The organism is Rheinheimera sp. UJ51 (genome assembly GCF_020819615.1).
Lineage (GTDB): Bacteria > Pseudomonadota > Gammaproteobacteria > Enterobacterales > Alteromonadaceae > Alishewanella > Alishewanella maricola.
This window is the reverse complement of record NZ_JAJHOG010000006.1, coordinates 209,218-228,656: the sequence shown is the minus strand read 5'-3', so window position 1 is coordinate 228,656 and position 19,439 is coordinate 209,218. Positions and strand designations below refer to the sequence as shown.

General features: G+C 43.5%; 23 protein-coding genes and 1 tRNA gene. 13 read left to right on the top strand and 11 right to left on the bottom strand.

The annotated features are described in order from the left end of the window. Positions 1 to 339 precede the first annotated feature (339 nt). Positions 340 to 1,059 carry a DUF3581 family protein gene (locus tag LMJ53_RS10355; protein ID WP_229585982.1) on the bottom strand — a complete coding sequence of 240 codons (720 nt, stop codon included), beginning with the start codon at positions 1,057 to 1,059 and terminating at the stop codon, positions 340 to 342. Between the two features lie 49 nt (positions 1,060 to 1,108). Further along, positions 1,109 to 2,887, bottom strand: a complete 1,779-nt coding sequence (locus LMJ53_RS10350; protein ID WP_229585981.1) for a GGDEF domain-containing protein — start codon at positions 2,885 to 2,887, stop codon at positions 1,109 to 1,111. Positions 2,888 to 3,043: 156 nt separating this feature from the next. Between LMJ53_RS10350 and LMJ53_RS10345 the strand changes: the two genes are divergently transcribed. Then, complete coding sequence (locus LMJ53_RS10345) at positions 3,044 to 3,478, top strand: SulA-like leucine-rich domain-containing protein (RefSeq protein WP_229585980.1); 435 nt, start codon at positions 3,044 to 3,046, stop codon at positions 3,476 to 3,478. 162 nt (positions 3,479 to 3,640) lie between these two features. Further along, positions 3,641 to 4,117 (top strand): YchJ family protein, encoded by a 477-nt coding sequence (locus LMJ53_RS10340; RefSeq protein WP_229585979.1) that lies wholly within the window; start codon positions 3,641 to 3,643, stop codon positions 4,115 to 4,117. Positions 4,118 to 4,129: 12 nt separating this feature from the next. Here LMJ53_RS10340 and LMJ53_RS10335 read toward each other — a convergent pair whose 3' ends face one another. Then, positions 4,130 to 4,606 carry a VC2046/SO_2500 family protein gene (locus tag LMJ53_RS10335; RefSeq protein WP_229585978.1) on the bottom strand — a complete coding sequence of 159 codons (477 nt, stop codon included), beginning with the start codon at positions 4,604 to 4,606 and terminating at the stop codon, positions 4,130 to 4,132. A 108-nt stretch (positions 4,607 to 4,714) separates the two neighbouring features. Between LMJ53_RS10335 and LMJ53_RS10330 the strand changes: the two genes are divergently transcribed. Continuing rightward, a tRNA-Tyr gene (locus tag LMJ53_RS10330) sits at positions 4,715 to 4,799 on the top strand. 210 nt (positions 4,800 to 5,009) lie between these two features. Here LMJ53_RS10330 and deoC read toward each other — a convergent pair. Together deoC and LMJ53_RS10320 are read right to left on the bottom strand one after the other, a co-directional pair. Beyond that, positions 5,010 to 5,744, bottom strand: coding sequence for a deoxyribose-phosphate aldolase (gene deoC, locus LMJ53_RS10325; protein ID WP_229585977.1), 735 nt, complete (start codon positions 5,742 to 5,744; stop codon positions 5,010 to 5,012). A 235-nt stretch (positions 5,745 to 5,979) separates the two neighbouring features. Beyond that, positions 5,980 to 6,687 carry a M48 family metallopeptidase gene (locus tag LMJ53_RS10320; protein WP_229585976.1) on the bottom strand — a complete coding sequence of 236 codons (708 nt, stop codon included), beginning with the start codon at positions 6,685 to 6,687 and terminating at the stop codon, positions 5,980 to 5,982. A gap of 97 nt (positions 6,688 to 6,784) precedes the next feature. On the opposite strand from LMJ53_RS10320, the gene xthA reads away from it, so the two are divergent. Continuing rightward, entirely contained in the window at positions 6,785 to 7,600 is an 816-nt protein-coding gene (gene xthA, locus LMJ53_RS10315) for an exodeoxyribonuclease III (RefSeq protein WP_229585975.1), read from the top strand. 23 nt (positions 7,601 to 7,623) lie between these two features. Here the strand turns inward: xthA and yfbV are convergent, their stop codons facing one another. Then, entirely contained in the window at positions 7,624 to 8,064 is a 441-nt protein-coding gene (gene yfbV, locus LMJ53_RS10310; protein ID WP_226751578.1) for a terminus macrodomain insulation protein YfbV, read from the bottom strand. Between the two features lie 528 nt (positions 8,065 to 8,592). Here yfbV and LMJ53_RS10305 point away from each other — a divergent pair. The 5 genes from LMJ53_RS10305 to LMJ53_RS10285 are packed head-to-tail and all read left to right on the top strand — an operon-like array spanning position 8,593 to position 11,544. After that, the gene (locus LMJ53_RS10305; RefSeq protein ID WP_226751577.1) at positions 8,593 to 9,099 is read left to right on the top strand and encodes a PTS glucose transporter subunit IIA; all 507 of its coding nucleotides are present in this window, start codon (positions 8,593 to 8,595) and stop codon (positions 9,097 to 9,099) included. Positions 9,100 to 9,105: 6 nt separating this feature from the next. Continuing rightward, on the top strand, positions 9,106 to 9,462 hold the full coding sequence (locus tag LMJ53_RS10300; protein WP_229585974.1) for an ArsC family reductase: 357 nt from the start codon (positions 9,106 to 9,108) through the stop codon (positions 9,460 to 9,462). A gap of 11 nt (positions 9,463 to 9,473) precedes the next feature. Continuing rightward, the gene (gene dapE / locus LMJ53_RS10295; protein WP_267867491.1) at positions 9,474 to 10,637 is read left to right on the top strand and encodes a succinyl-diaminopimelate desuccinylase; all 1,164 of its coding nucleotides are present in this window, start codon (positions 9,474 to 9,476) and stop codon (positions 10,635 to 10,637) included. Continuing rightward, positions 10,634 to 11,326 (top strand): M15 family metallopeptidase, encoded by a 693-nt coding sequence (locus LMJ53_RS10290; protein WP_229585973.1) that lies wholly within the window; start codon positions 10,634 to 10,636, stop codon positions 11,324 to 11,326. Before dapE ends, LMJ53_RS10290 begins: the two co-directional genes overlap by 4 nt. After that, a complete protein-coding gene (locus LMJ53_RS10285) occupies positions 11,323 to 11,544 on the top strand; it encodes a DUF2897 family protein (protein ID WP_229585972.1) in 222 nt (73 codons plus the stop codon). The genes LMJ53_RS10290 and LMJ53_RS10285 overlap by 4 nt, the downstream gene beginning before the upstream one ends. Here LMJ53_RS10285 and yejK read toward each other — a convergent pair. Beyond that, a complete protein-coding gene (gene yejK / locus LMJ53_RS10280) occupies positions 11,504 to 12,541 on the bottom strand; it encodes a nucleoid-associated protein YejK (protein WP_229585971.1) in 1,038 nt (345 codons plus the stop codon). The two genes, LMJ53_RS10285 and yejK, sit on opposite strands and share 41 nt — an antisense overlap. 69 nt (positions 12,542 to 12,610) lie before the next feature. On the opposite strand from yejK, the gene LMJ53_RS10275 reads away from it, so the two are divergent. Together LMJ53_RS10275 and LMJ53_RS10270 are read left to right on the top strand one after the other, a co-directional pair. Further along, the gene (locus LMJ53_RS10275; RefSeq protein ID WP_226751571.1) at positions 12,611 to 12,835 is read left to right on the top strand and encodes a DUF1414 domain-containing protein; all 225 of its coding nucleotides are present in this window, start codon (positions 12,611 to 12,613) and stop codon (positions 12,833 to 12,835) included. Between the two features lie 7 nt (positions 12,836 to 12,842). Then, positions 12,843 to 14,351 carry a DUF3413 domain-containing protein gene (locus tag LMJ53_RS10270; protein WP_226751570.1) on the top strand — a complete coding sequence of 503 codons (1,509 nt, stop codon included), beginning with the start codon at positions 12,843 to 12,845 and terminating at the stop codon, positions 14,349 to 14,351. A gap of 14 nt (positions 14,352 to 14,365) precedes the next feature. Here LMJ53_RS10270 and LMJ53_RS10265 read toward each other — a convergent pair whose 3' ends face one another. Next, on the bottom strand, positions 14,366 to 14,656 hold the full coding sequence (locus tag LMJ53_RS10265) for a hypothetical protein (RefSeq protein ID WP_229585970.1): 291 nt from the start codon (positions 14,654 to 14,656) through the stop codon (positions 14,366 to 14,368). A 213-nt stretch (positions 14,657 to 14,869) separates the two neighbouring features. Between LMJ53_RS10265 and LMJ53_RS10260 the strand changes: the two genes are divergently transcribed. Together LMJ53_RS10260 and LMJ53_RS10255 are read left to right on the top strand one after the other, a co-directional pair. Then, positions 14,870 to 15,061, top strand: a complete 192-nt coding sequence (locus LMJ53_RS10260; protein ID WP_226751568.1) for a DUF2061 domain-containing protein — start codon at positions 14,870 to 14,872, stop codon at positions 15,059 to 15,061. Between the two features lie 102 nt (positions 15,062 to 15,163). Beyond that, positions 15,164 to 16,003, top strand: a complete 840-nt coding sequence (locus LMJ53_RS10255) for a S1 RNA-binding domain-containing protein (protein WP_229585969.1) — start codon at positions 15,164 to 15,166, stop codon at positions 16,001 to 16,003. A 148-nt stretch (positions 16,004 to 16,151) separates the two neighbouring features. On the opposite strand, the gene LMJ53_RS10250 is transcribed toward LMJ53_RS10255, so the two are convergent. From LMJ53_RS10250 to LMJ53_RS10240, 3 genes are read right to left on the bottom strand one after another with little or no spacing between them, the layout of a single operon-like run. Then, the gene (locus LMJ53_RS10250) at positions 16,152 to 17,396 is read right to left on the bottom strand and encodes an SAM-dependent methyltransferase (RefSeq protein ID WP_229585968.1); all 1,245 of its coding nucleotides are present in this window, start codon (positions 17,394 to 17,396) and stop codon (positions 16,152 to 16,154) included. After that, positions 17,393 to 18,142, bottom strand: a complete 750-nt coding sequence (locus tag LMJ53_RS10245) for a DUF1365 domain-containing protein (RefSeq protein WP_229585967.1) — start codon at positions 18,140 to 18,142, stop codon at positions 17,393 to 17,395. The genes LMJ53_RS10250 and LMJ53_RS10245 overlap by 4 nt, the downstream gene beginning before the upstream one ends. Next, positions 18,142 to 19,395: an NAD(P)/FAD-dependent oxidoreductase gene (locus LMJ53_RS10240; RefSeq protein WP_229585966.1), complete on the bottom strand. Its 1,254-nt coding sequence runs from the start codon at positions 19,393 to 19,395 to the stop codon at positions 18,142 to 18,144. Before LMJ53_RS10240 ends, LMJ53_RS10245 begins: the two co-directional genes overlap by 1 nt. Positions 19,396 to 19,439 lie beyond the last annotated feature (44 nt).

The following is a 19,439-nucleotide window of genomic DNA, read 5'->3' as shown; positions in this document are numbered from 1 at the left end:
GTTCTTTCGAGACCGAAGCCTCAGCTCAGCATTACTGACTAAATCTTTATAACTTGGTCACTCATACTGATTATTTCGTTTTAACGAACATCATCATAAGTGCCCACACAGATAATTGATTGCGAATTGTTAAAGAGCGTGCTCTGCATTCAGAGCGAGGCGTTTGCCTCAGTTAGCTTTCGCTTCACAGACCGGATGTCGTTGCCGTTGTCCCTGTCTGTGGATGCGCATTATAGGGAGTTTAATTTAGCCTGCAAGCATAATTTTAAAAAAAAGAGTTTGTTCGGCTATTTTTTGAACTAAACAGCTAAAAATGACACTTTTTAGCTGTTATAGGGCTTATAAATCGAAATTGCCACAACCCGCAGAGGTCTTACGATTATTATATTCATCAACCATACGCTGCATCTCTGTAGCATCATAAGGCTGAAGATTACTTAAAATCATTTTCTTCTCACCCTTGCCAATCTGCACGCCCTTTGCAGTCAATATAAAGTTAAGCGTCACGTTACCTCTTTTACCCTCTATATCTAACTTACTGCTGGCAAGACTGAGTTCGACTTTACTCGTGGGTAACGTCGTGAAGCTTAATGCCATACTTTCATAAATGACTAAAGGACGCAGTGGATGAATCATCACACCTTGCTGTTCCATTAAAGGTTGCAGAATATGCGGAAAGTTTTGACCTGAAAATTGCACATAATCTTGAAACAACGGTTCGATCACCCCGATATCATGGGTGTGCTCACCAGAAAACTGTACCGTAAGGTAAACGCGGCCCTGTTCATCACATACTTGAATTTGTCCTTCAGACAACTCGCAGTGTAAAAGGACATCGGCGCTGACCATTCCGGAGAATTGACAATTCAGTTGTTGGCTTACTCCATAGCGGGTAAGTAAATAACTAAATAACAAATCACCTGGGACACAGAACCGTTTAGCGTCAACATCATGAATAGGATTAAAATCACCCGCGATCTTCTTGGCAAAATTACAGGAGTGCTGACGTGTAAAACTAAAGGCGTCGCCATGACGACTGACAAATGCATCTAAAATCATTACTTCTGAATTACCTTAATAACATATCGATGGGATATTCTAGCCTAAATCAGTCTGCAGATGGTCTAGCCAGTGCGGTTGCCTTACTGATTGGCCCTTGATGTCTTGACAAGAATAGCGCGTTACCACCCATTTGTTTAGCATTAAACTTAGCTGATGTGCTTAAAGCCGCCACATCATGATGTGTATGACATAAAGTAGGATCAGGAAAAGCCACGCCAATAGACAATGACAGCATAGGATAAAAACAAGAGTCACCCATTCTATTTAAAGCATGGATCCCTTGTTGTTGCACATGTTCAGGTTCATAGTGAACCAAAATACGTACAGCAAACTCATCCAAAATCGCCTGACACAGTGGCTCAATATCAACAGTATCACTGACCAGCACAAAATCATCCCCTCCTATATGACCAACGAAACACGCTACCCCTTGGGCATTTTGCTGGATAATCTCGGCTAACATCTGCAATACCGCATCACCTTTACTATAACCATAGATATCGTTGTAGGGCTTAAAGTGATTTAGATCTAAGTAAGCTACGGCAAACACACTCCCCTTAGATAACCATTTATCAATCTCTAAATAAATAGGCACATTACCGGGCAAAAAGGTCAATGGATTTGCGTAACGTGCAAGCTGGAGTTTCTCTTCGCTGACTTTTTTTAATAATTGCCGTACCGAACCTAAACCTAAATAATGACCATGACGACAAATAATGAAATACCAACTTGCGGCACTGTATTCATTTTCAGCAACCATTTTACTTACATCATCGAGACTAGAGTCTGCATCGACAATGACTGCGTTAGTATTCATTATCTGGCCAATCGTTTTTCTTTCATGTAACGCTCGACCAAAATGTTGTGAGAAAAGCGCTTGCAGCTCCGAACGACACACTAAACCGACAGGCCTGTTATTACTTACCACAGCCAGCGTTTGCAATCTGGCATCTTGCTCAAACAGCGTGGCCACTTGTAACGCGGTTAGCGATGTTGATATCGGTGCAATATCAATCAGCAGCGAAAGAACACTATGTTGATTGGGTAATGGAGGTTTCGCACCCATGATGACTTTACAACTTATTTGCGTTAAAAAAGAGACTTGCGGGCGCCCTAGCAAATAACCTTGCCCAAAGTCAGCTCCAAGTTCTTTACATTGCAAGAGCTCTTCTTCCGTTTCAATCCCTTCTGCAATAATTAAGGAGCCCGTTGCTTTTGCCAAACTGATAATATTTTTTACAAATGCTTTTTTGGTTGGATCGCGATAAATCTCACTAATAAAGTATCGATCAATTTTAACAAAGTCAGGTTGCAACTCTGACCAAAGTTTTAAACCCGAAAAGCCACTCCCTAAATCATCAATGGCAATTAAAAAACCCAGATCACGATAATGATTTACAGCCTTAATCAGTAAGCTAGCATCTTCAACTTGGTATTGCTCAGAAATCTCAATCACGACTTGTGACGGATCTAAACCTGCTTGTTGCAACATGCTTTTGGTTAGCCCACTAGGATGATCAGCAGTAAGTAACAGCAAGGGGTTGACGTTTAAAAATAATTTACCGCAAACAGCCGCACGGGCAAAAGCCGCAATACTCAACTCGCGACACAGCAACTCTAACTCAGCTAAAGCATGGCATGCTAACGCCGTTTTAAATAGTTGAAAGGGCGAATGCAGTGGGCTATTGGAAGGCCCACGAATTAACGCTTCATAACCAAATACATGAGCATTATTTAAAGAAACAATAGGTTGAAATAGCGGTTGAAGCGCTCTGGAACGCAAAATACTTTTTAGCTCAAGACAAGACTGTTCAGAAGTTGCCATACATCAAATCCAAAATTAACAACAATGACAATACTATGCAGAGCTCATGACAAAAATATGACTCACTAAAAAAACCCACACAAAACACTTGCTTTTTATTTGAACAAAAACTACTGTATAAGCATACACTGTACAAATAACCAGTTAGAGGTTTACATGCTTATCACCAGCAAAGTTTTACATTCCGATACCCCATCTCGTACCAGCAAAACGTTAAACACGAGTCATACTGGATCAATACCGCCACTCACCTTATTGCAACGCAATAACACTGAACTCCAACTCTTAAAATTGTTACAGCAACACCGCGATGTGGACGGCTGGATTGTATTAATTGCACCGAAAGTGAAGCCTAATAAAAATTTTTGGGCAAGCTGCCAGATCCCTTTAGAAAAAATCTTAATGATTCATCCGCACCAGGTTAAGGATTTAGCGAAAACGGTACAACGCGCGATAAACAGTGCTAGCTGTAAAGTTGTGTTGCATGGTGGTGTGTTAACTGATGAGGAAGCAACGCAATTAGCGCAATTAGCAGAGAAGCAGCAAACTGCGTTGTATCCCTTAACGCAGGCAATGGTAAAACAACACTAAAACACTATATTAGTGACAAGTGACAAGTGACAAGTGACAAGTGACATATTTTATCTGAGCTATGCATCACAATACTTAACAAAAAATGATAAATTATCAATAAAGTGAAACACCCTGAGCTGGCTTAGGGGTAAACTAGCACGCATTAATGTGGAGATAACGATGCTGTGTTATTGCTGTTCAAAAAAACCGTTTATTGAATGCTGTGCCCCTTATTTATTAGAAGGTAAGTTAGCACCAAATTGTGAAGCCTTAATGCGTTCACGTTACACGGCCTATTGTCGCGGTCAGATTGACTATGTTTACCACACTACGCATCCAACACAACGTTCAGCAAAATTGATTGAAGAAATTCAACAGTTTGCTGATAGTGTGCATTTTTTTAAGTTAGCGATCAGCGCAAGCAACCAGAATATGCCCAAAGGTGAAGTGAGTTTCAAAGCCTACTTTATTATCGATAACACCGTTGAAGTGATCACAGAACAGTCATTTTTTGAATTTATTGATAAATGGTATTACCACAGTGGCAAACTGTCAGCCACACCAAGCCATAAGTTAAAACGTAATGAGCTTTGCCCGTGTGGTTCATTGATAAAAGTGAAACATTGTCAAACTCATCTAATAAGCGGTCAAGCATAAGCTCAAAAAGCACTAAAGCGGTAAAGGGTTAGCATTCAGTTCTTGCAGCATTTCATATAACGCGGTTTCGTCCCCTTCTTGGATCGGTGGTTCCTTGCCACTTAGACGACGTATAGCATGCTGATCTAAATTACTCATCAAGCGACCATCTAATTTTTTGGCATCATCTTTTCTAACCCAAGGCTCAGGGGTTAAAGCGCTTTGTAATTTCAATTGGCGTAAACTCGTTTGCGCAGATCGATTAAGTTGCGCTAACACAGTCGCATCAGTTTCTTGCCATGCAAAACTGCGGCGTTGACGCACAGATAATTGCTGATAGAGCGTTGCGTTAACCTCAGCGCTTTTAGGTAATGGCGTATAAAAAGCCGCCATTTCTTGTACCGCCGGAGACAACACCGCTAACCACAACGCAAAATCAGCACGATGCTGTTGTTGCAGTGCTTGGTTAAGCGTTGTACCCAGTTGCCATTCGTTAATGATTGCTTGCATTATCTACACTTTTTAGCCTAACTGTTTGCTTTATCGGCAAACAGTCAAAAAACTTTAGTAAAGTGCTTTACTTAAAAACTGAATTTGATAATATGCGCCTGCACTTGTGGAGGGGTTCCCGAGTGGCCAAAGGGATCAGACTGTAAATCTGCCGGCACTGCCTTCGAAGGTTCGAATCCTTCCCCCTCCACCATTTCTCTTTCTGCCTAAGTTCTTCAATTTAAATCAATACGCTATAAAACAATCTCAGGACAAGGTGAGAACCTTTGTCAGGTTTGACAATGCGCAGAATTAAACAGCGGCACTATGTGACGCTGGCCTGTGACGCTGGCCTGCAAGGCGAGTTATCCTTTCTACCGCCTCCCTCTGTTCTCTAGCGTCCTTGCATGATTCAAATGGCACGTTACTCACTAGCAAGTTGCTGACATAGCTCAGTTAATAAGGTACTGGCACCAATACGTAGCCCTTCGCTTTGTGCCGTTTTACCCGTCACTTGCTCATATAAACTGACTATCTCTAATGCTTGCTCAACGGTTTTGACACCACCTGATGCTTTAAATCCTACCGAGCGATCTGCGGCAGCTATACTGGTTAAGATGATTTTAGCCGCCTCCAAGGTAACGCCAACCGGCACTTTACCGGTTGATGTTTTAATAAACTCGGCACCACTATCTATAACCAATTCACTGGCTTTAGTAATTTGTTGTGCAGTTAATAGCTCACCTGATTCAATAATGATTTTTAAACACAGACCTTGGCTTGCTTCACGCACCGCAGCTAAAAACTGAGCGACTTCGGTTTCTTTGCCGCTGAGTAAGGTTTGATAAGGTAAAACACAATCAATTTCCGTCGCACTGGCTTGGCGTGCTGTAGCGATGTCCGCTAGTACGGTAGATAAGGGTTGATCGCCAGTTGGAAAATTAACAACCGTCGCCAGTGCCACAGTTTCATTAGACTGCGTAATATGTGCACGGGCCTCGGCTAAAAATTCAGGATACACACATAATGCCGCCACCGGCGCGGGAGTTACCGGTAATTGGGCTAACCAATCGGTCATTTGACGCTGATCATCGTTATCTTGTAAGCGTGTTACATCTAAAAGTTTAAGCAGTTGCAATAAACGAAGGGGATTCATCATGGTTAGTTGCCTGTCTGATTCATTATTATTAATTACCGTCTAATTAATCGCGGTATGCTCACCTAGTAAGGGCAGAGATTAAACTAAAATAGCGATTTAATGCAAAATCTAATAAATAATTATGCCGCAATGGAATCTTTTCATAATAAGTGGGTCTTAAAAGGTGTGTTATCCCTGGATGTATTCTCCTTTAATCAATTTATCTTGATACCGACCTGCAAAGGTCGGTTTTTTTTTATAACAACAACCGCTGATGTTGCTTTAGCCACTGCTCCGCTAACCTGTAATCAGCAGAAAACTTCGCTACGCGTTGCCAAAAAGCGTTTGAATGATTCATGTGGGTTAAATGTGCTAATTCGTGCACAACAACATAATCGGCGACCCAAGTAGGCGCTTGCATCAAGCGCCAATTAAACCCGACCTCTGACAAACTATTGCAAAACCCCCATTTACGCTGCCAGTTACCAATACGGATTGCCTTTGGCTTACACCCCATAAGCTGAGCTTGAGAAGCTACCGCTTGCTGAAAATACTGTTCAGCCAGCGGTACAAAATATTCTTGCAGTTGTCGATTCAGGTATAAAGCACGTCGTTCTGGCTTCACCCGCGTTGGGATCGATACTTTACACTGACGTTCCGTCATTACCACATCGGCTTTGGCCGCTAACTGCCAACAAAATGGTATCGATTGCCCTGACACTAAAATTTCATGACGATCCAACGCTGCCACGACGCTATCAGCTTCGGCTTCCGTTCGAGCAAGGTGTAATAAGATCCATTGTTGTTTGCGCGCTAATAACGCAGAGATGAACTGACTTGAAGTGCCTTTGGGTGCTCGAATGGTCAATTGCCCTGCCTTAATGGCCAATTGCACAGAACGTCGCCGACTGTAGATGACTTGATAGTTAAAAGGCAAAGCTGTTTGCCCAGATAATATTGCCAAAGATTGCTCCGGATCCGAGTTTGTCACAGGTCGTGCTGATCTGGATTACATGGTATGATCAACGACAAGCGTTAACAGGTCTTAATTCGGATAGTGTATGAAAATAATTTCTTTTAATATTAACGGTATTCGCGCCAGGCTGCATCAACTTCAAGCATTAATTGAAAAACATCAACCTGACATTATTGGTTTACAGGAAATCAAAGTACATGACAGTGAATTCCCATTAGCTGATGTTCAAGCCATGGGTTATCACGTTTATCATTTTGGCCAAAAAGGGCATTATGGCGTTGCCATCATGAGTAAGCAACCGGCTAGCGAAATGCAATATGGTTTTCCCGGCGATGCTGAAGATGCTCAACGTCGAATGCTAATTGGACAATTCGATTTAGCCGATGGCAAACGCCTAACCGTGCTAAACGGCTATTTCCCGCAGGGGGAAAACCGCGAGCACCCGATAAAATTCCCAGCGAAAACTCAGTTTTACGCTGATTTGCAACATTACCTAGAAACTTCGCATAACAGCGAAAAGGACTACGTGGCCGTAATAGGTGATATTAACATCTCGCCTATCGACTTAGATATCGGCATCGGCGAAGCCAATGCCAAACGTTGGTTGCGTGAAGGTAAGACCTCTTTTTTGCCGGAAGAACGTGCTTGGCTACAACAATTGAAAGATTGGGGCTTGATCGATACTTTCCGTGCACTGCATCCAGAAACTGGCGCACAATACAGTTGGTTTGATTATCGCTCAAAGGGTTTTGATGATAATCGTGGATTACGCATAGACGTGGTTATGGCTACCCCGTTGCTGGCGGCTAAGTGTATTGAGTCAGGCATCGATTATGAACTCAGGGGTATTGAACGCCCATCTGACCACGCCCCTGTTTGGTCAGTATTTAATTTAGCTTAAACCACTGCCATGAATGCGTCTTGTTAAAACCAACGGCGCATTACCGTATTGTCTAACTGCTGATAAGCCTGTTGTAGTAGCTTAGCCAGATCAAAATAACTTTTTAACGAGCCAGGCTGGCTTTGTAATTGGCCATGCTTGATGATTTGCTCACGAATTTCGTTTCCCCAATTTATCAGCGCAGGAGGTAAACTGTTGTCAGCTCGTATGCCTAGCCAGTAAAAACCCTGCAACGGTAACGCGGCTAAAAACAACATCATGGCAATAATCTGACCGAGATGTTCTGCACCAAGCAATTTGAATTGGACTAAAGCCGTGATTACCGATAACACCGGCAAAAAATGAACGCCTTTACGCGTTAAGAAAATGACTTTATTTTCAGGGAAAATAGCATTTAATTCTGGTTTAGTCGGCCAAGTACGACTATAACGAATACCTTGGCTTAGAATACGAATCAGCTGCAATTACTCTACTCCCGTGCTGGCCTAGTTTGATAACTTTAGCATACTTTTAATTGTTCTAAACAAAATAAAAATGCCATTGAAACGTTAATGACAGACACAGTGACGCCTCAGATTTAACAAAATATAAACAACAAGATATTTAAACCAATTTTATAGCAAAACTCTGCTTTTTTTACGTTCTCTGAACTTTTTCGATCATGACAGACTAAACAAAAAATATGCCAAAATAAAAATCCAATAAAATACAAAACGATAAACAAGATAAATCGTGTTATTCACAATGTTATTCACAGAATCTGTGGACAACATGAGGCTTGTTAATAACGGTTTAATGGCTTAACCACTGTTTTTTTGCTAGTAGAAATCGTTAATTAAGCTACAAATTTGAGCAAATACGGCAAAAGCAGCAGTTTTATGGCCAAAAGCGCTGCTATCGCTTTAATGCTGGGCTACATAAGGCAGTGAAAGATGCTGATATTGCAAAAACTTTAAGCTATCATCAAAGCTTCATGATCTTGGAGAGCAACAGTGCAGCAATCAGTCATCATCTGGCAACAAGATTGGACCACACTAGAAGGTTTTATTATTAAAAGCCCGTTTAGTGGTCAGGTCTTACCGATCAGCATGCATCCTGAATTACTGTATCAGCAGGATATTTTTCCGGCGACCTTATGCTGTAAATTACAACAAGGTACGCTTTATGCTCCATTCAGTGGCCACTTTACAACAGCCAGAGCCGGTGAGCGTCGTTTAATCTTTACTCATACTTCGGGGCTAACGCTGACCGTCGATTTGCCTTTTGCTATTAGCATCGATCACGGCAAAGGCTTACATTGGCTGTGCCGAGCACCACGTGAAGTCAAGGCAGGTACACCGATACTGCAAATCGACTTAGCGTATTGGCAATTAGTGCTCGATGAACTGTATTGTGTCGCGAGCTTATCTTTACCGAGCAAACTCGATAAGTTACTCAGCCGACAAGCTCAAGTGCTAGCCAACCAAGATCCTCTTTTTGTTCTGCAATTTAAAAAGTAAAAAACTATGATTACCTTATACGGCATCAAAAACTGTGACACCATCAAAAAAGCCCGACGTTGTTTAGAGCAACAAGCGTTAGCCTATCAATTTCACGATTATCGCATCGATGGCTTGGACGCTGAACTGCTAGCGCGTTTCGCCGCGGAATTAGACTGGAAAAATTTACTTAATACACGTGGCACAACTTGGCGTAAGTTAGCTGACAGCGATAAAGCGGAGATCAACGAAACACGTGCTTTAGCCTTAATGCTAGAACAACCTGCGCTAATCAAACGGCCAGTATTACAACATAACGAACAACTGTTACTGGGCTTTGATGAGCAAGCTTATCTTGCTTTATCTGCCTCTTCTGAAAAATAGGTAATTCATTTATGACTGATCTCACCAATCCGGCCAGCAACCCAACATTAGCGCTCACCATGGCGTTAATTGAACGGGCGTCAGTAACACCTGAAGATGCAGGTTGTCAGCAACTGATGGCAGCACGTTTAGCTAAAGTGGGCTTTAATATTGAGATGATGCCGTTTGCCGATACGCTCAATATGTGGGCACGCCATGGTCAAGGCAAACCGTTATTTTGTTTTGCCGGTCACACCGATGTAGTACCGAGCGGTCCTGTCGATGCATGGCACACCCCCCCGTTTCAGCCAACCATCATTGGCGATACCTTATTTGGTCGCGGTGCTGCCGATATGAAAGGCAGCTTAGCTGCGATGGTTGTTGCGACTGAGCAATTTTTAGCACAAGAACCGTCACCGGCATTTAATTTAGCTTACTTAATTACCAGCGATGAAGAAGGCCCCTTTATCAATGGTACGGTCAAAGTGATTGAAACTTTAGAAGCACGCCAAGAAAAAATTCGTTGGTGTTTGGTTGGCGAACCCTCTAGCCATCTGCAAGTGGGTGATGTGATAAAAAACGGTCGGCGAGGCTCGTTAACAGGGCACTTAACCGTAAAAGGTATTCAAGGCCATGTCGCCTACCCACACTTGGCTGATAATCCTATTCATAAAGCGGCACCGGCATTGGCCGCCTTAGCAACAGAGATTTGGGATAACGGGAACGCTTATTTTCCAGCAACCAGCTTTCAAATCGCCAATATTCAAGGTGGCACCGGCGCCTCAAATGTGATCCCGGGAGAATTAAACGTCATGTTTAACTTCCGCTACAGCACGGAAGTGGATGCCGAGCAGCTGCAAAGTCGAGTCTATGCCCTACTCGACAAATTTGGTTTACATTATCAGCTAGAGTGGACGTTAAATGGCTTACCGTTTTTAACCGAGCAAGGCGATTTAGTTGACTCCACGGTGGCCGCGATTGAAAAAGTACGAGGTATTACGCCACGGCTTGAAACCACAGGTGGCACCTCGGATGGCCGTTTTATTGCCCCAACTGGCGCTCAAGTGATTGAACTAGGCCCCTGCAATGCCACTATCCACAAAGTAAATGAATGTGTGGCGATTGCCGATCTTAGCCAATTAACTGAAGTGTACCTGCAATTATTGATTAATTTGCAGCAACGCTTAACCGCATGAGCCGCGCGATACTGAACCGAGCCCTGTTAACGGGGCTTGATAATTCAGCCATGCAACATATCGGCAATCAGCAATGGCTTCACCAAGAGGCCATGGCTGCATTTCTGCAACTCAAAACGGCCTTGGCTAATGAAGGTATTGATTTAGCCGTGGTATCGGCTTGGCGCAGTTTCGAGCGTCAAGCACGTATCTGGCAAGCAAAATGTTTGGGGCAACGTCCGGTTTTTAATCATGCTCAACAACGGGTTGATGTGACATCACTGTCAGCGCAGGCACGTATTGAAGCGATTATGCTTTATTCGGCACTACCTGGTGCAAGTCGACATCACTGGGGAACAGAAATAGATGTTTATGATGCCGCGGCTGTGCCAACAGATTATCAAGTTCAGTTAAGTACAGACGAATATCAAGGCGATGGGCCTTTCGCCACTTTAGCGCAGTGGTTACAACAGAATGCTGCTGACTATGGCTTCTTTTTACCTTATCGCGAATTTCGCGGTGGTGTAGCGGCAGAGCCTTGGCATTTGAGCTATCAACCGCTGGCCAGTACATGTCAGGCAGCGCTAACCCTAGAACAATTACAACAAACCTTGATGGATAACCCGATTGCCGAGCAAGCCACGGTGTTGCAAATGTTACCGGAGTTATATCCTCGTTTTATCACTAACATTTGTGAGGCAAAAATATGAATTGGCCGTTATTTTGGGGCATCGCACTCGCTTTTGGCGTAATCATCGGCAATATCATGCTCATTAAACATTCAGCTAAAATGAAAATGCCCAGTTTAAAAGATCTAGCCGATCCGCAAGCCAAGCCTGACAACGCCAGTCAAACTGACGCTGCCAAGCAAACACAAAGTAAAACGGTTACTCCGAGCCCTGATCAAAAGCCGAATAGCCCTGACTAAAGCGTTGTAACTGGTCTCGTAAGTTAGGTGGTGTGCCCGTAATAACTAAAGTATCGGTTTTGATATCGTACTTTATCCGCTCCCCGAGTAGCTTTTCATCGAAGCTAAGCGATAAGCCGCCACCCGCACCATTAAACTTGACCATTTTTTTCAGCTCTTTCACTTCGACCGGAAATTGTTCAGCGACATCGAGCTGTTGTTCCGCACAATAGTGTAAGAAACCATTACTCTGCTCAGGATCAACGACCGCCGATAACTCAGTGAGTACCACATCTTGCCCGCTCTTGGCGCGCTCTTCACAGTAGTCAAACACCTGACGCCGAGCGCTGGTTTTTTCAGAGGCATCAAATTCTGCCGCTCCCAGGTATTCTTCAACCGACGCCAACACTTTTTGGCTATTCACTCGTGCATCGGCGCCCTCGGTACAGCCTAAAAAATCTAAAAAGAAATCGGCCACTTTTCGCCCTGCACGTCCACGAATAAAACTGATGTAATTGCCTTTAGCCGCATTAACCGCATACTCCGTTAAATCTAAACGTGCGGCCAGTTGCATCCGGCCAATATCTAAATGCCGTGAAGTTGCTAACTCGAGTTGCTCCGACAATTCAAAGTGATCTTTACTGCCTAACAGGCAGACCAAAAGGTAATCGCTGGCTAAATAACGATAATGTGCCAGTAACACATAACCTGTTTCAGGTAATTGATGTTGGCTTAATTCCACCACCAATGCATCCGTAGTGGCTTTGGCAAAACCCAAAAAGTCTGTTTGATCAGCCTGCCAATCGGCTAATGCTTTTGGCACTCGTGCGGACTTCTCTGGATTAAAACTGGCATATCCTTTAGCTGGTTTGCCGTTATAGGCCAGATGTAAGGTTTCTACCAAGTTGGCAACGGCGACGTTACTGCTGATCAAACCGTCACGATAATGCGCTTGATGTTCGCCACTATCGGTCAACGCAATGTAATTAATAGCCAGATGTTGCATATCTACCGACATAAATTTTCCTGTTTTTTCTGAATTCTGTTACTATTCTATCTGTTTAAGCTTTGTTTATCTGAGTAATCCATGCCTATTGTATCAAAATATTCGACTAGCCAAATTGAAAAGCTGGTAAATCAACTTATCGACACCCTGCAAAATGAGCAGGCGACTACCGAGCTGAGCTTAATGTGTTTAGGCAATGCCGTCAGCCATGTTATTAATACATCAGTACCCGCCAAACAACGCGCTGCGGTCACTGAATCATTTAATCGGGCATTAGCGGATGCCATCAACGTAAATCGTCAGTAAACTTAACATGGTGTTAGAACAAAATCTGTCACTGGTAAAAAAAGTCAATCGCTTGCTGAATTGGGGTCACTGGTTCAGCTTTTTTAATATGCTACTGGCTTTAGTGATTACCGCCTCTTTCTGGTGGGCAGAACCTTTACCTGTGACATTCCTTGGCTGGAGTTATCTTGTATTAACCTGGCTAGGACATACCGCATTTATCTGCTTTATGTTTTTTATTTTAACCATCTTTCCGTTGTCGTTAATTTTCCCCTATCAGCGCCATATTCGCGGCTTGGCCGCAGCGCTCGCCAGTATTGGCTTAGTATTATTAATCTTTGACGCCTACGTTTATAACCAGCTTGGTTATCATCTAGGCAGTGCTTCTTATGACCAAACGATTGATTTATTACGCCAGCAAATAGTCACTAACCTGCGTAACTTTTTGCTGATCGTGGCCGTAGTGGGCAGTATGTTGTTTGCCATAGAACTGACCATCAGTAACTTTTGCTGGAAAAAGATCACCCGCTTAGGGCAATCAGGCATTGGTAAACCTGCACTTATGCTGTTTTTCGGCAGTTTTATGTTAAGCCATGTTTTACATATTTATGCTGACGCGAAGTTGCAGTGGGACATTACCCGCCAAGATAATGTTTTACCGTTTTCTTATCCCGCTACGGCAAAAAGTTTGTTAGCCCGCTATCAGTTAGTTGATTTAACACAACGCGCACAACGCCAAGCCGAGCGGCTAAGTTTAGAAACCAGTTTGCCACTTACCGGTGAGTTACGTTGTACTTTGCCGGCACAACAGTCGACACTACTGCTGTTTAGCCAACCCTTAACCGAGTCGCAGATTAACTTTTTCCGTCAGCAGCAATTTCGATTACACGAACAACATTTTGCCCCCAATAATGCCCCTGAAGCGCTGCTCAATGTGTTGTATGGCCAATTTATGGTAGAAGCAAGCGACACCGAAGCGCTTAAACAGCGGCCAAGCTGGTTATCACCCTCTCACAGCCAGGCATTTTCGGTAGTGAATCGCGACCCCAAGCTCAGCGCGTTGCTTCCTTGGGCAACAGAGTCGGCCACTCTCACGCCTTTTAGTATGGTATTTGATGCGGATCCCACGCAAAATTGGGCTGACTATCAACAATATGCCCAAATTGTCATTGTGCCGTTACACAGTAATAATACTAAGTTCCAACTGGCTCCTGTCACCGCTCTGACCCGCTGGCCAGCACTGAGTCAACAATTAAAACAGCATAATAGCCAACAGCTGGACTGGTTACCCACCTTGGTTGCTGCGGCCGGCTGTGATGGCCAGCAACGCTGGCTTAGCGACAATTTACTCGCACCTAAAGCCTTACCCAAACTGAATATCAGCCAGCAAGATATTATTAGTATCCGAAAAGATAAGATGCTGATCTTACGTCAAGATGGCAGCTATGGCGTGTGGTCTGCAGGTACTCTGGTGCCGCTGAATGATAAGCTCGACGTTCCGATGCTGATTGATGCCTTAAAGCGCTTAGAAGACTAACTGCACCCGAGCGCTTACTGGATCAGCTTCGGCCCTTTTAAGCGGGGCCGCTTACCTGCTAACTCAAGCTCGGCGAGATGAAATAAATTGGTAAACACAATGGGCGGCGCCGGTTCACCAAAACATTCAATAAACGCCACTTCTGCTTCTTTAACAATTTGCTGGTACAACTGATCATAGGTACTAAAACCATCATAACTGTAAGGCTCATTCAAATCAGCCATAGCGTGTTGTTGTTGACGACGCATAAAATAGTTCATCAGGAACTCATACTGCTTGATATCCAGCCATTGACGGCAATCCATAAGGTTTCTCCGAAATATTCTACCCTGCGATAATGTAAATCACTTAGGCTAAACAGCATATTGCTCATGCCAAGATAAGGTATACGCAACACGGGCGTCAATTGACTTGCCAAGCTGATTAATTTTATTGTTTATGTTAAGCAATAAAATTCACTTTAAATACAAATGAGAAGTGTTATCATTTAATAATCGTATTGAGATAGGATGTAACTGATGATTAAGACTCTCACCTTCGCGCTAATGCACTTTACCATTGCTTTTGCAGTGACCTATTTAATTACCGGCGATCTCATCCTCGGTGGCTTGGTTGCTATTGTTGAACCCGCGGTAAATACGGTAGGTTATTTTTTCCATGAAAAAATCTGGTCTAAACTGGCTAATACACCGCAAGGCTTTGCGGCTTAAACTAATAAGCAACGAAAGCAGCATACCCGTTGAAATTAGCACAGCACGCACCGCAAAAAGCCGTTACAATATTCAACTTAAACAATGAATAATGAGGCACAAATGATAGCATTAGGTACCCTGAATACATTAACCGTAAAAAAACAGGTTAAGTTTGGTTATTACCTGGACGGATTAAGCTGGGGTGAGATCCTACTGCCGAACAACGTGGCGCCCGCAGATATTGTTATCGGCGAGCCCTTGTCTGTATTTTTATATTTAGATTCTGAAGATCAACTGATTGCCACCACTGAGCAACCGAAAATTATGGTTGGCCAGGTGGCCTCTTTAGCTGTGGTTGCCAGTACTAAGGTGGGTGCTTTCTTAGATTGGGGTTTAAAGAAAGACTTATTAGTGCCCTTTAGCGAGCAGCAAATCCCGCTGAAAGTGGGCCAGCACTATCTAGTGTATTGTTATGTCGATTTAAGTAATCGTATTGTTGCTTCGACTAAATTAGATCGTCATTTACATAAAACCCCTGCGCCTTACCAAACCGGTGATAAGGTGCAAGTGATGATCAGCGAGCAAACCGATATTGGATACAAAGCGATTATTGAACATCAACATTGGGGTGTATTGTATAAAAATGAAGTTTTTCGCCCACTGAAACGAGGTGAACGCCACACCGCCCTGATCACCAAAGTTCGCGATGATGGCAAAATTGATTTACGCCTAAATCAAGCCACTTATCAGCAAGCTCAGGCGTTAACTGAAAAGATTTTACAGCGTTTACGCCAAAACGACGGCAAGCTTGCTTTAACGGATAAAAGCTCGCCAGAACTGATTGCCGATGCCTTTGGGGTGAGTAAAAAAACCTTTAAGCAAGCCATTGGTGCATTGTATAAAGACAAGCTAATTGTTATCACGCCTGCCGGTTTGCTGCTGGTTGAAAAGTCAGTTTAAAAAAATAACACCTGTGCTTCGTGCAAAACGAGGCGAATTGAAGCGGTAATCACCTTCATGCTATACGCCGTTCATGCTAAAAATGGCGAGTAAAACAAAAAACCGGTCTTGCTGAGCAGACCGGTTTTATTTTTTAGCCCAATTTGGCTCAAATGACGCTGCGGTTATTTGGTTTTGTGCAAACTAAATGCACCGCGCTGGTGGCCCGCTCACGAAAGCCGCCTTCGCAATAACACAGATAAAAATGCCATAACCGAATAAAGTTATCGTCATAATTTAATTTATGCACCGCATCGCGCTGTGCCATAAAATTATCACACCAATCTTTTAGCGTACGAGCGTAATCAAAACCGATATCCTGAACCTGACGGATCACTAAGTCCGTATGCTCCGCAACCGCAGTAGCCATCCGGCTAATGGACGGTAAACAACCGCCCGGAAAAATATAGCGTTTAATAAAGTCAACTTCACGCACATATTGATCATAACGATGATCGACCATGGTAATTGCCTGCAATACCATAATGCCATCGGGTTTTAATAAGCTGCTGCACTTGGCAAAGTAATTATCGAGAAAATCATCGCCTACCGCTTCAATCATCTCAATAGACACCAGTTTATCGTAGCTACCCTCAAGCTCGCGATAATCTTTAAACAACAGGGTAATTTGTCCCTCTAAACCTAAGGCTTTTATACGGGCTTGGGTGTAATCATATTGCTGTTGTGAAATCGTGGTGGTAGTCACTTTACAACCATAATGCTGTGCAGCATAAATAGCCATACTGCCCCAACCGGTGCCAATCTCAATCACATGATCACTGGCTTGTAATTGCAGACGCTCACAAATTTGTTGCAACTTATGCTGCTGCGCTTCGGCTAAACTGCTATCAACAGAGGGATAAACCGCACTGGAATACATCATACTCGGATCTAAGAACAGCTTATACATCGCGTTGCCTAAGTCATAATGCGCAGAAATGTTGCGTTTAGACTGACTGACCGTATTACGATTACGGTAATTTAACAGCTTTAATACTGGACGGCTCAAGCGGGCCCAGGTGGAGTCCATCTTATCGAGCACAGCTAAGTTACGGGCAAAAATTTGTACTAGGGCGGTTAAGTTGTCGCAGCGCCAATGGCCATGAATATAAGCTTCACCGCCGCCAACCGAGCCAGCTAACACCAGTTTTTGGTAAAAGGCAGGATCAACCACGGTTATCGTGGCGTGTAACTCAGCACCCGTTTCACCAAATTGTTGTTCTACCCCTGCTTCAATCACCGTGATGGCACCGTGACGTAATTGGCTGAGGAAATTCAAAGTAAATTTACGACATAACCGGTCAAACCAACCAAGATTGTCAAACACCGCTTTTTCACTAAGCGACAAACTCATACATCAGATCCTCTGGATTTAGGATGGCCATAGATAGGCATCCTTTTAAACACTAGTTTTAAAGCCTGCCAATAAATTCGCGTCATGATCTGTACGCTTTGCCATGGCTGACGGATCAATATCTTACGGCGCACTGCGGCTGTCAGCTCAAAGCGTCGTAGGGTAAACCACGCACTAAACACCGCTTGGGCTTGCTTGATATTCGTAATACTGCAAAACAATTGCTCGCCAGGCTGAGGAATTTGCCATCGATATTGCATATCTAATGGATTAAACGGTGAAACATGAAACACTTTGTCATGTTCATAAAACTTGGCGTCTTCTTGCAACTGCTGCAAATAGTAATGCCGTTCGTTCCAAGGCGTATTACTGACCTCCGCGAGCAAATAACAGCAACGACCGCTTTCATCGTAACAGTAGTATAAATTAAGCGGGCTAAAATAGACGCCCCAGCCTGCCAATGGCGACACCAAGAAAACCTGGTTAATCGCCACATTACCGCCTAACTGCTGTACTTTGGCGCGAACAGCTTGCCCCAAGTCGCTATCACCCTCAAGAAAATCTTTACGTCGAAAACTAATCGCAGCAAACCGCTCAAAACCGATGCCTACAGCAGATAAACTAGCCTGGTTTAGCTGGCTGCAATCCAGCCAATAAGCTGCATAAGGATAGCTAAAGCCATGCACCTTGGGTAGAAAGCGCTTATGCCCTACCCGACCACAATATACCGCATGGCCTGTTTGCATCAGTAATCTACACCTAATAAGGCGGCAACATCGACAGCACTACGCGCGCCGTCTTCATGAAAACCGTTATACCAATAGGCACCACAAAAGAAACTATTATTCACACCATTGATCTCATGACGCCGCTGCTGGCTGGCGATAGTACTATGGTTATACACGGGATGTGCATAGTGATAAACCCCTAATACCTTATCTTTGGCGATACTGGCGCTGTTGTTTAACGTCACGCAAAAAGTCACGGGGGCTTCTAAGCGCTGTAAAATATTCATATTATAGGTAAGTGTCGCTTGATTGCTTTGCTGGCTATCAAGATTGTAGTTCCAAGACGCCCAAGCCGCTTGGCGAACCGGCAGTAAATTCGTGTCGGTATGCAGCACAACTTCGTTTTGTTGGTAAGCAATTCCCCCCAAAATCTCCCGCTCTTGTGCTGTGGCATCTTTTAATAAAGCCAGCGCTTGATCGCTGTGACAAGCAAAGATCACTTTATCAAATTGTTCGGTTGTGCCATCGGCAAAATGAATGGTTGCACCCATAGCATCGCGCGACACGCCACTGATGTTTTGCTTTAAGCGTAATTTAGCAGCATCAACCTTTTGTAACAGTGCCTCAACGTAGCGCTTAGACCCTCCTTTGATCACTGACCATTGTGGCCGATCATTAATATTTAACAAACCGTGGTTATTAAAAAAGCGAAGGAAAAAACGCACCGGAAATTTTGGCATATCGGTTAAACCGGCTGACCAGATGGCTGCGCCCATCGGCATTAAATAATTATCACGAATGCCTTTGCCAAAGCCATGTTTGTCTAAAAACACGCCCAATTCTAAATCCAGATCGGCATGATCTTCAGCAACCAGTTGCTTACCCAATTTGTTAAAACGCACGATTTGCCGCAGCATTAACCAAAAAGACGGTCGAAACACATTACGTTTTTGTGCAAACAAGCTGGCTAAAGTGTTGCCATTATATTCCAGATTGTTTTGTGTATTTTTTACTGAAAAGCTCATCTCTGTTGGTAACGCAGGTACAGCAAGCTCAGCAATAAATTTATTGAAGATGGGATAGGTCCAGTTATTGAAAACAATAAAACCGGTATCAATGGCATAGTGCTTGCCTTGCACTTCGACATCAACAGTGGCAGTGTGACCGCCAAGATAATCATTTGCTTCTAACAAAGTAACATCATATTTATGTTGCAACAGATACCAGCTTAACATGCCAGAAATTCCGCCGCCTATTACTGCTATGCGCATAACTTTCCTTATAATGACAGACTAAACGCCTGCTTAAACAGCGG

Coding starts and splice junctions, on each gene's coding strand:
- LMJ53_RS10355 (WP_229585982.1), bottom strand. CDS start 1,059: ATGATTTTAGATGCATTTGTCAGTCGTCATGGCGACGCCTTTAGTTTT.
- LMJ53_RS10350 (WP_229585981.1), bottom strand. CDS start 2,887: ATGGCAACTTCTGAACAGTCTTGTCTTGAGCTAAAAAGTATTTTGCGT.
- LMJ53_RS10345 (WP_229585980.1), top strand. CDS start 3,044: ATGCTTATCACCAGCAAAGTTTTACATTCCGATACCCCATCTCGTACC.
- LMJ53_RS10340 (WP_229585979.1), top strand. CDS start 3,641: ATGCTGTGTTATTGCTGTTCAAAAAAACCGTTTATTGAATGCTGTGCC.
- LMJ53_RS10335 (WP_229585978.1), bottom strand. CDS start 4,606: ATGCAAGCAATCATTAACGAATGGCAACTGGGTACAACGCTTAACCAA.
- deoC (WP_229585977.1), bottom strand. CDS start 5,744: ATGATGAATCCCCTTCGTTTATTGCAACTGCTTAAACTTTTAGATGTA.
- xthA (WP_229585975.1), top strand. CDS start 6,785: ATGAAAATAATTTCTTTTAATATTAACGGTATTCGCGCCAGGCTGCAT.
- LMJ53_RS10300 (WP_229585974.1), top strand. CDS start 9,106: ATGATTACCTTATACGGCATCAAAAACTGTGACACCATCAAAAAAGCC.
- dapE (WP_267867491.1), top strand. CDS start 9,474: ATGACTGATCTCACCAATCCGGCCAGCAACCCAACATTAGCGCTCACC.
- LMJ53_RS10290 (WP_229585973.1), top strand. CDS start 10,634: ATGAGCCGCGCGATACTGAACCGAGCCCTGTTAACGGGGCTTGATAAT.
- LMJ53_RS10285 (WP_229585972.1), top strand. CDS start 11,323: ATGAATTGGCCGTTATTTTGGGGCATCGCACTCGCTTTTGGCGTAATC.
- yejK (WP_229585971.1), bottom strand. CDS start 12,541: ATGTCGGTAGATATGCAACATCTGGCTATTAATTACATTGCGTTGACC.
- LMJ53_RS10275 (WP_226751571.1), top strand. CDS start 12,611: ATGCCTATTGTATCAAAATATTCGACTAGCCAAATTGAAAAGCTGGTA.
- LMJ53_RS10270 (WP_226751570.1), top strand. CDS start 12,843: ATGGTGTTAGAACAAAATCTGTCACTGGTAAAAAAAGTCAATCGCTTG.
- LMJ53_RS10265 (WP_229585970.1), bottom strand. CDS start 14,656: ATGGATTGCCGTCAATGGCTGGATATCAAGCAGTATGAGTTCCTGATG.
- LMJ53_RS10260 (WP_226751568.1), top strand. CDS start 14,870: ATGATTAAGACTCTCACCTTCGCGCTAATGCACTTTACCATTGCTTTT.
- LMJ53_RS10255 (WP_229585969.1), top strand. CDS start 15,164: ATGATAGCATTAGGTACCCTGAATACATTAACCGTAAAAAAACAGGTT.
- LMJ53_RS10250 (WP_229585968.1), bottom strand. CDS start 17,396: ATGAGTTTGTCGCTTAGTGAAAAAGCGGTGTTTGACAATCTTGGTTGG.
- LMJ53_RS10245 (WP_229585967.1), bottom strand. CDS start 18,142: ATGCAAACAGGCCATGCGGTATATTGTGGTCGGGTAGGGCATAAGCGC.
- LMJ53_RS10240 (WP_229585966.1), bottom strand. CDS start 19,395: ATGCGCATAGCAGTAATAGGCGGCGGAATTTCTGGCATGTTAAGCTGG.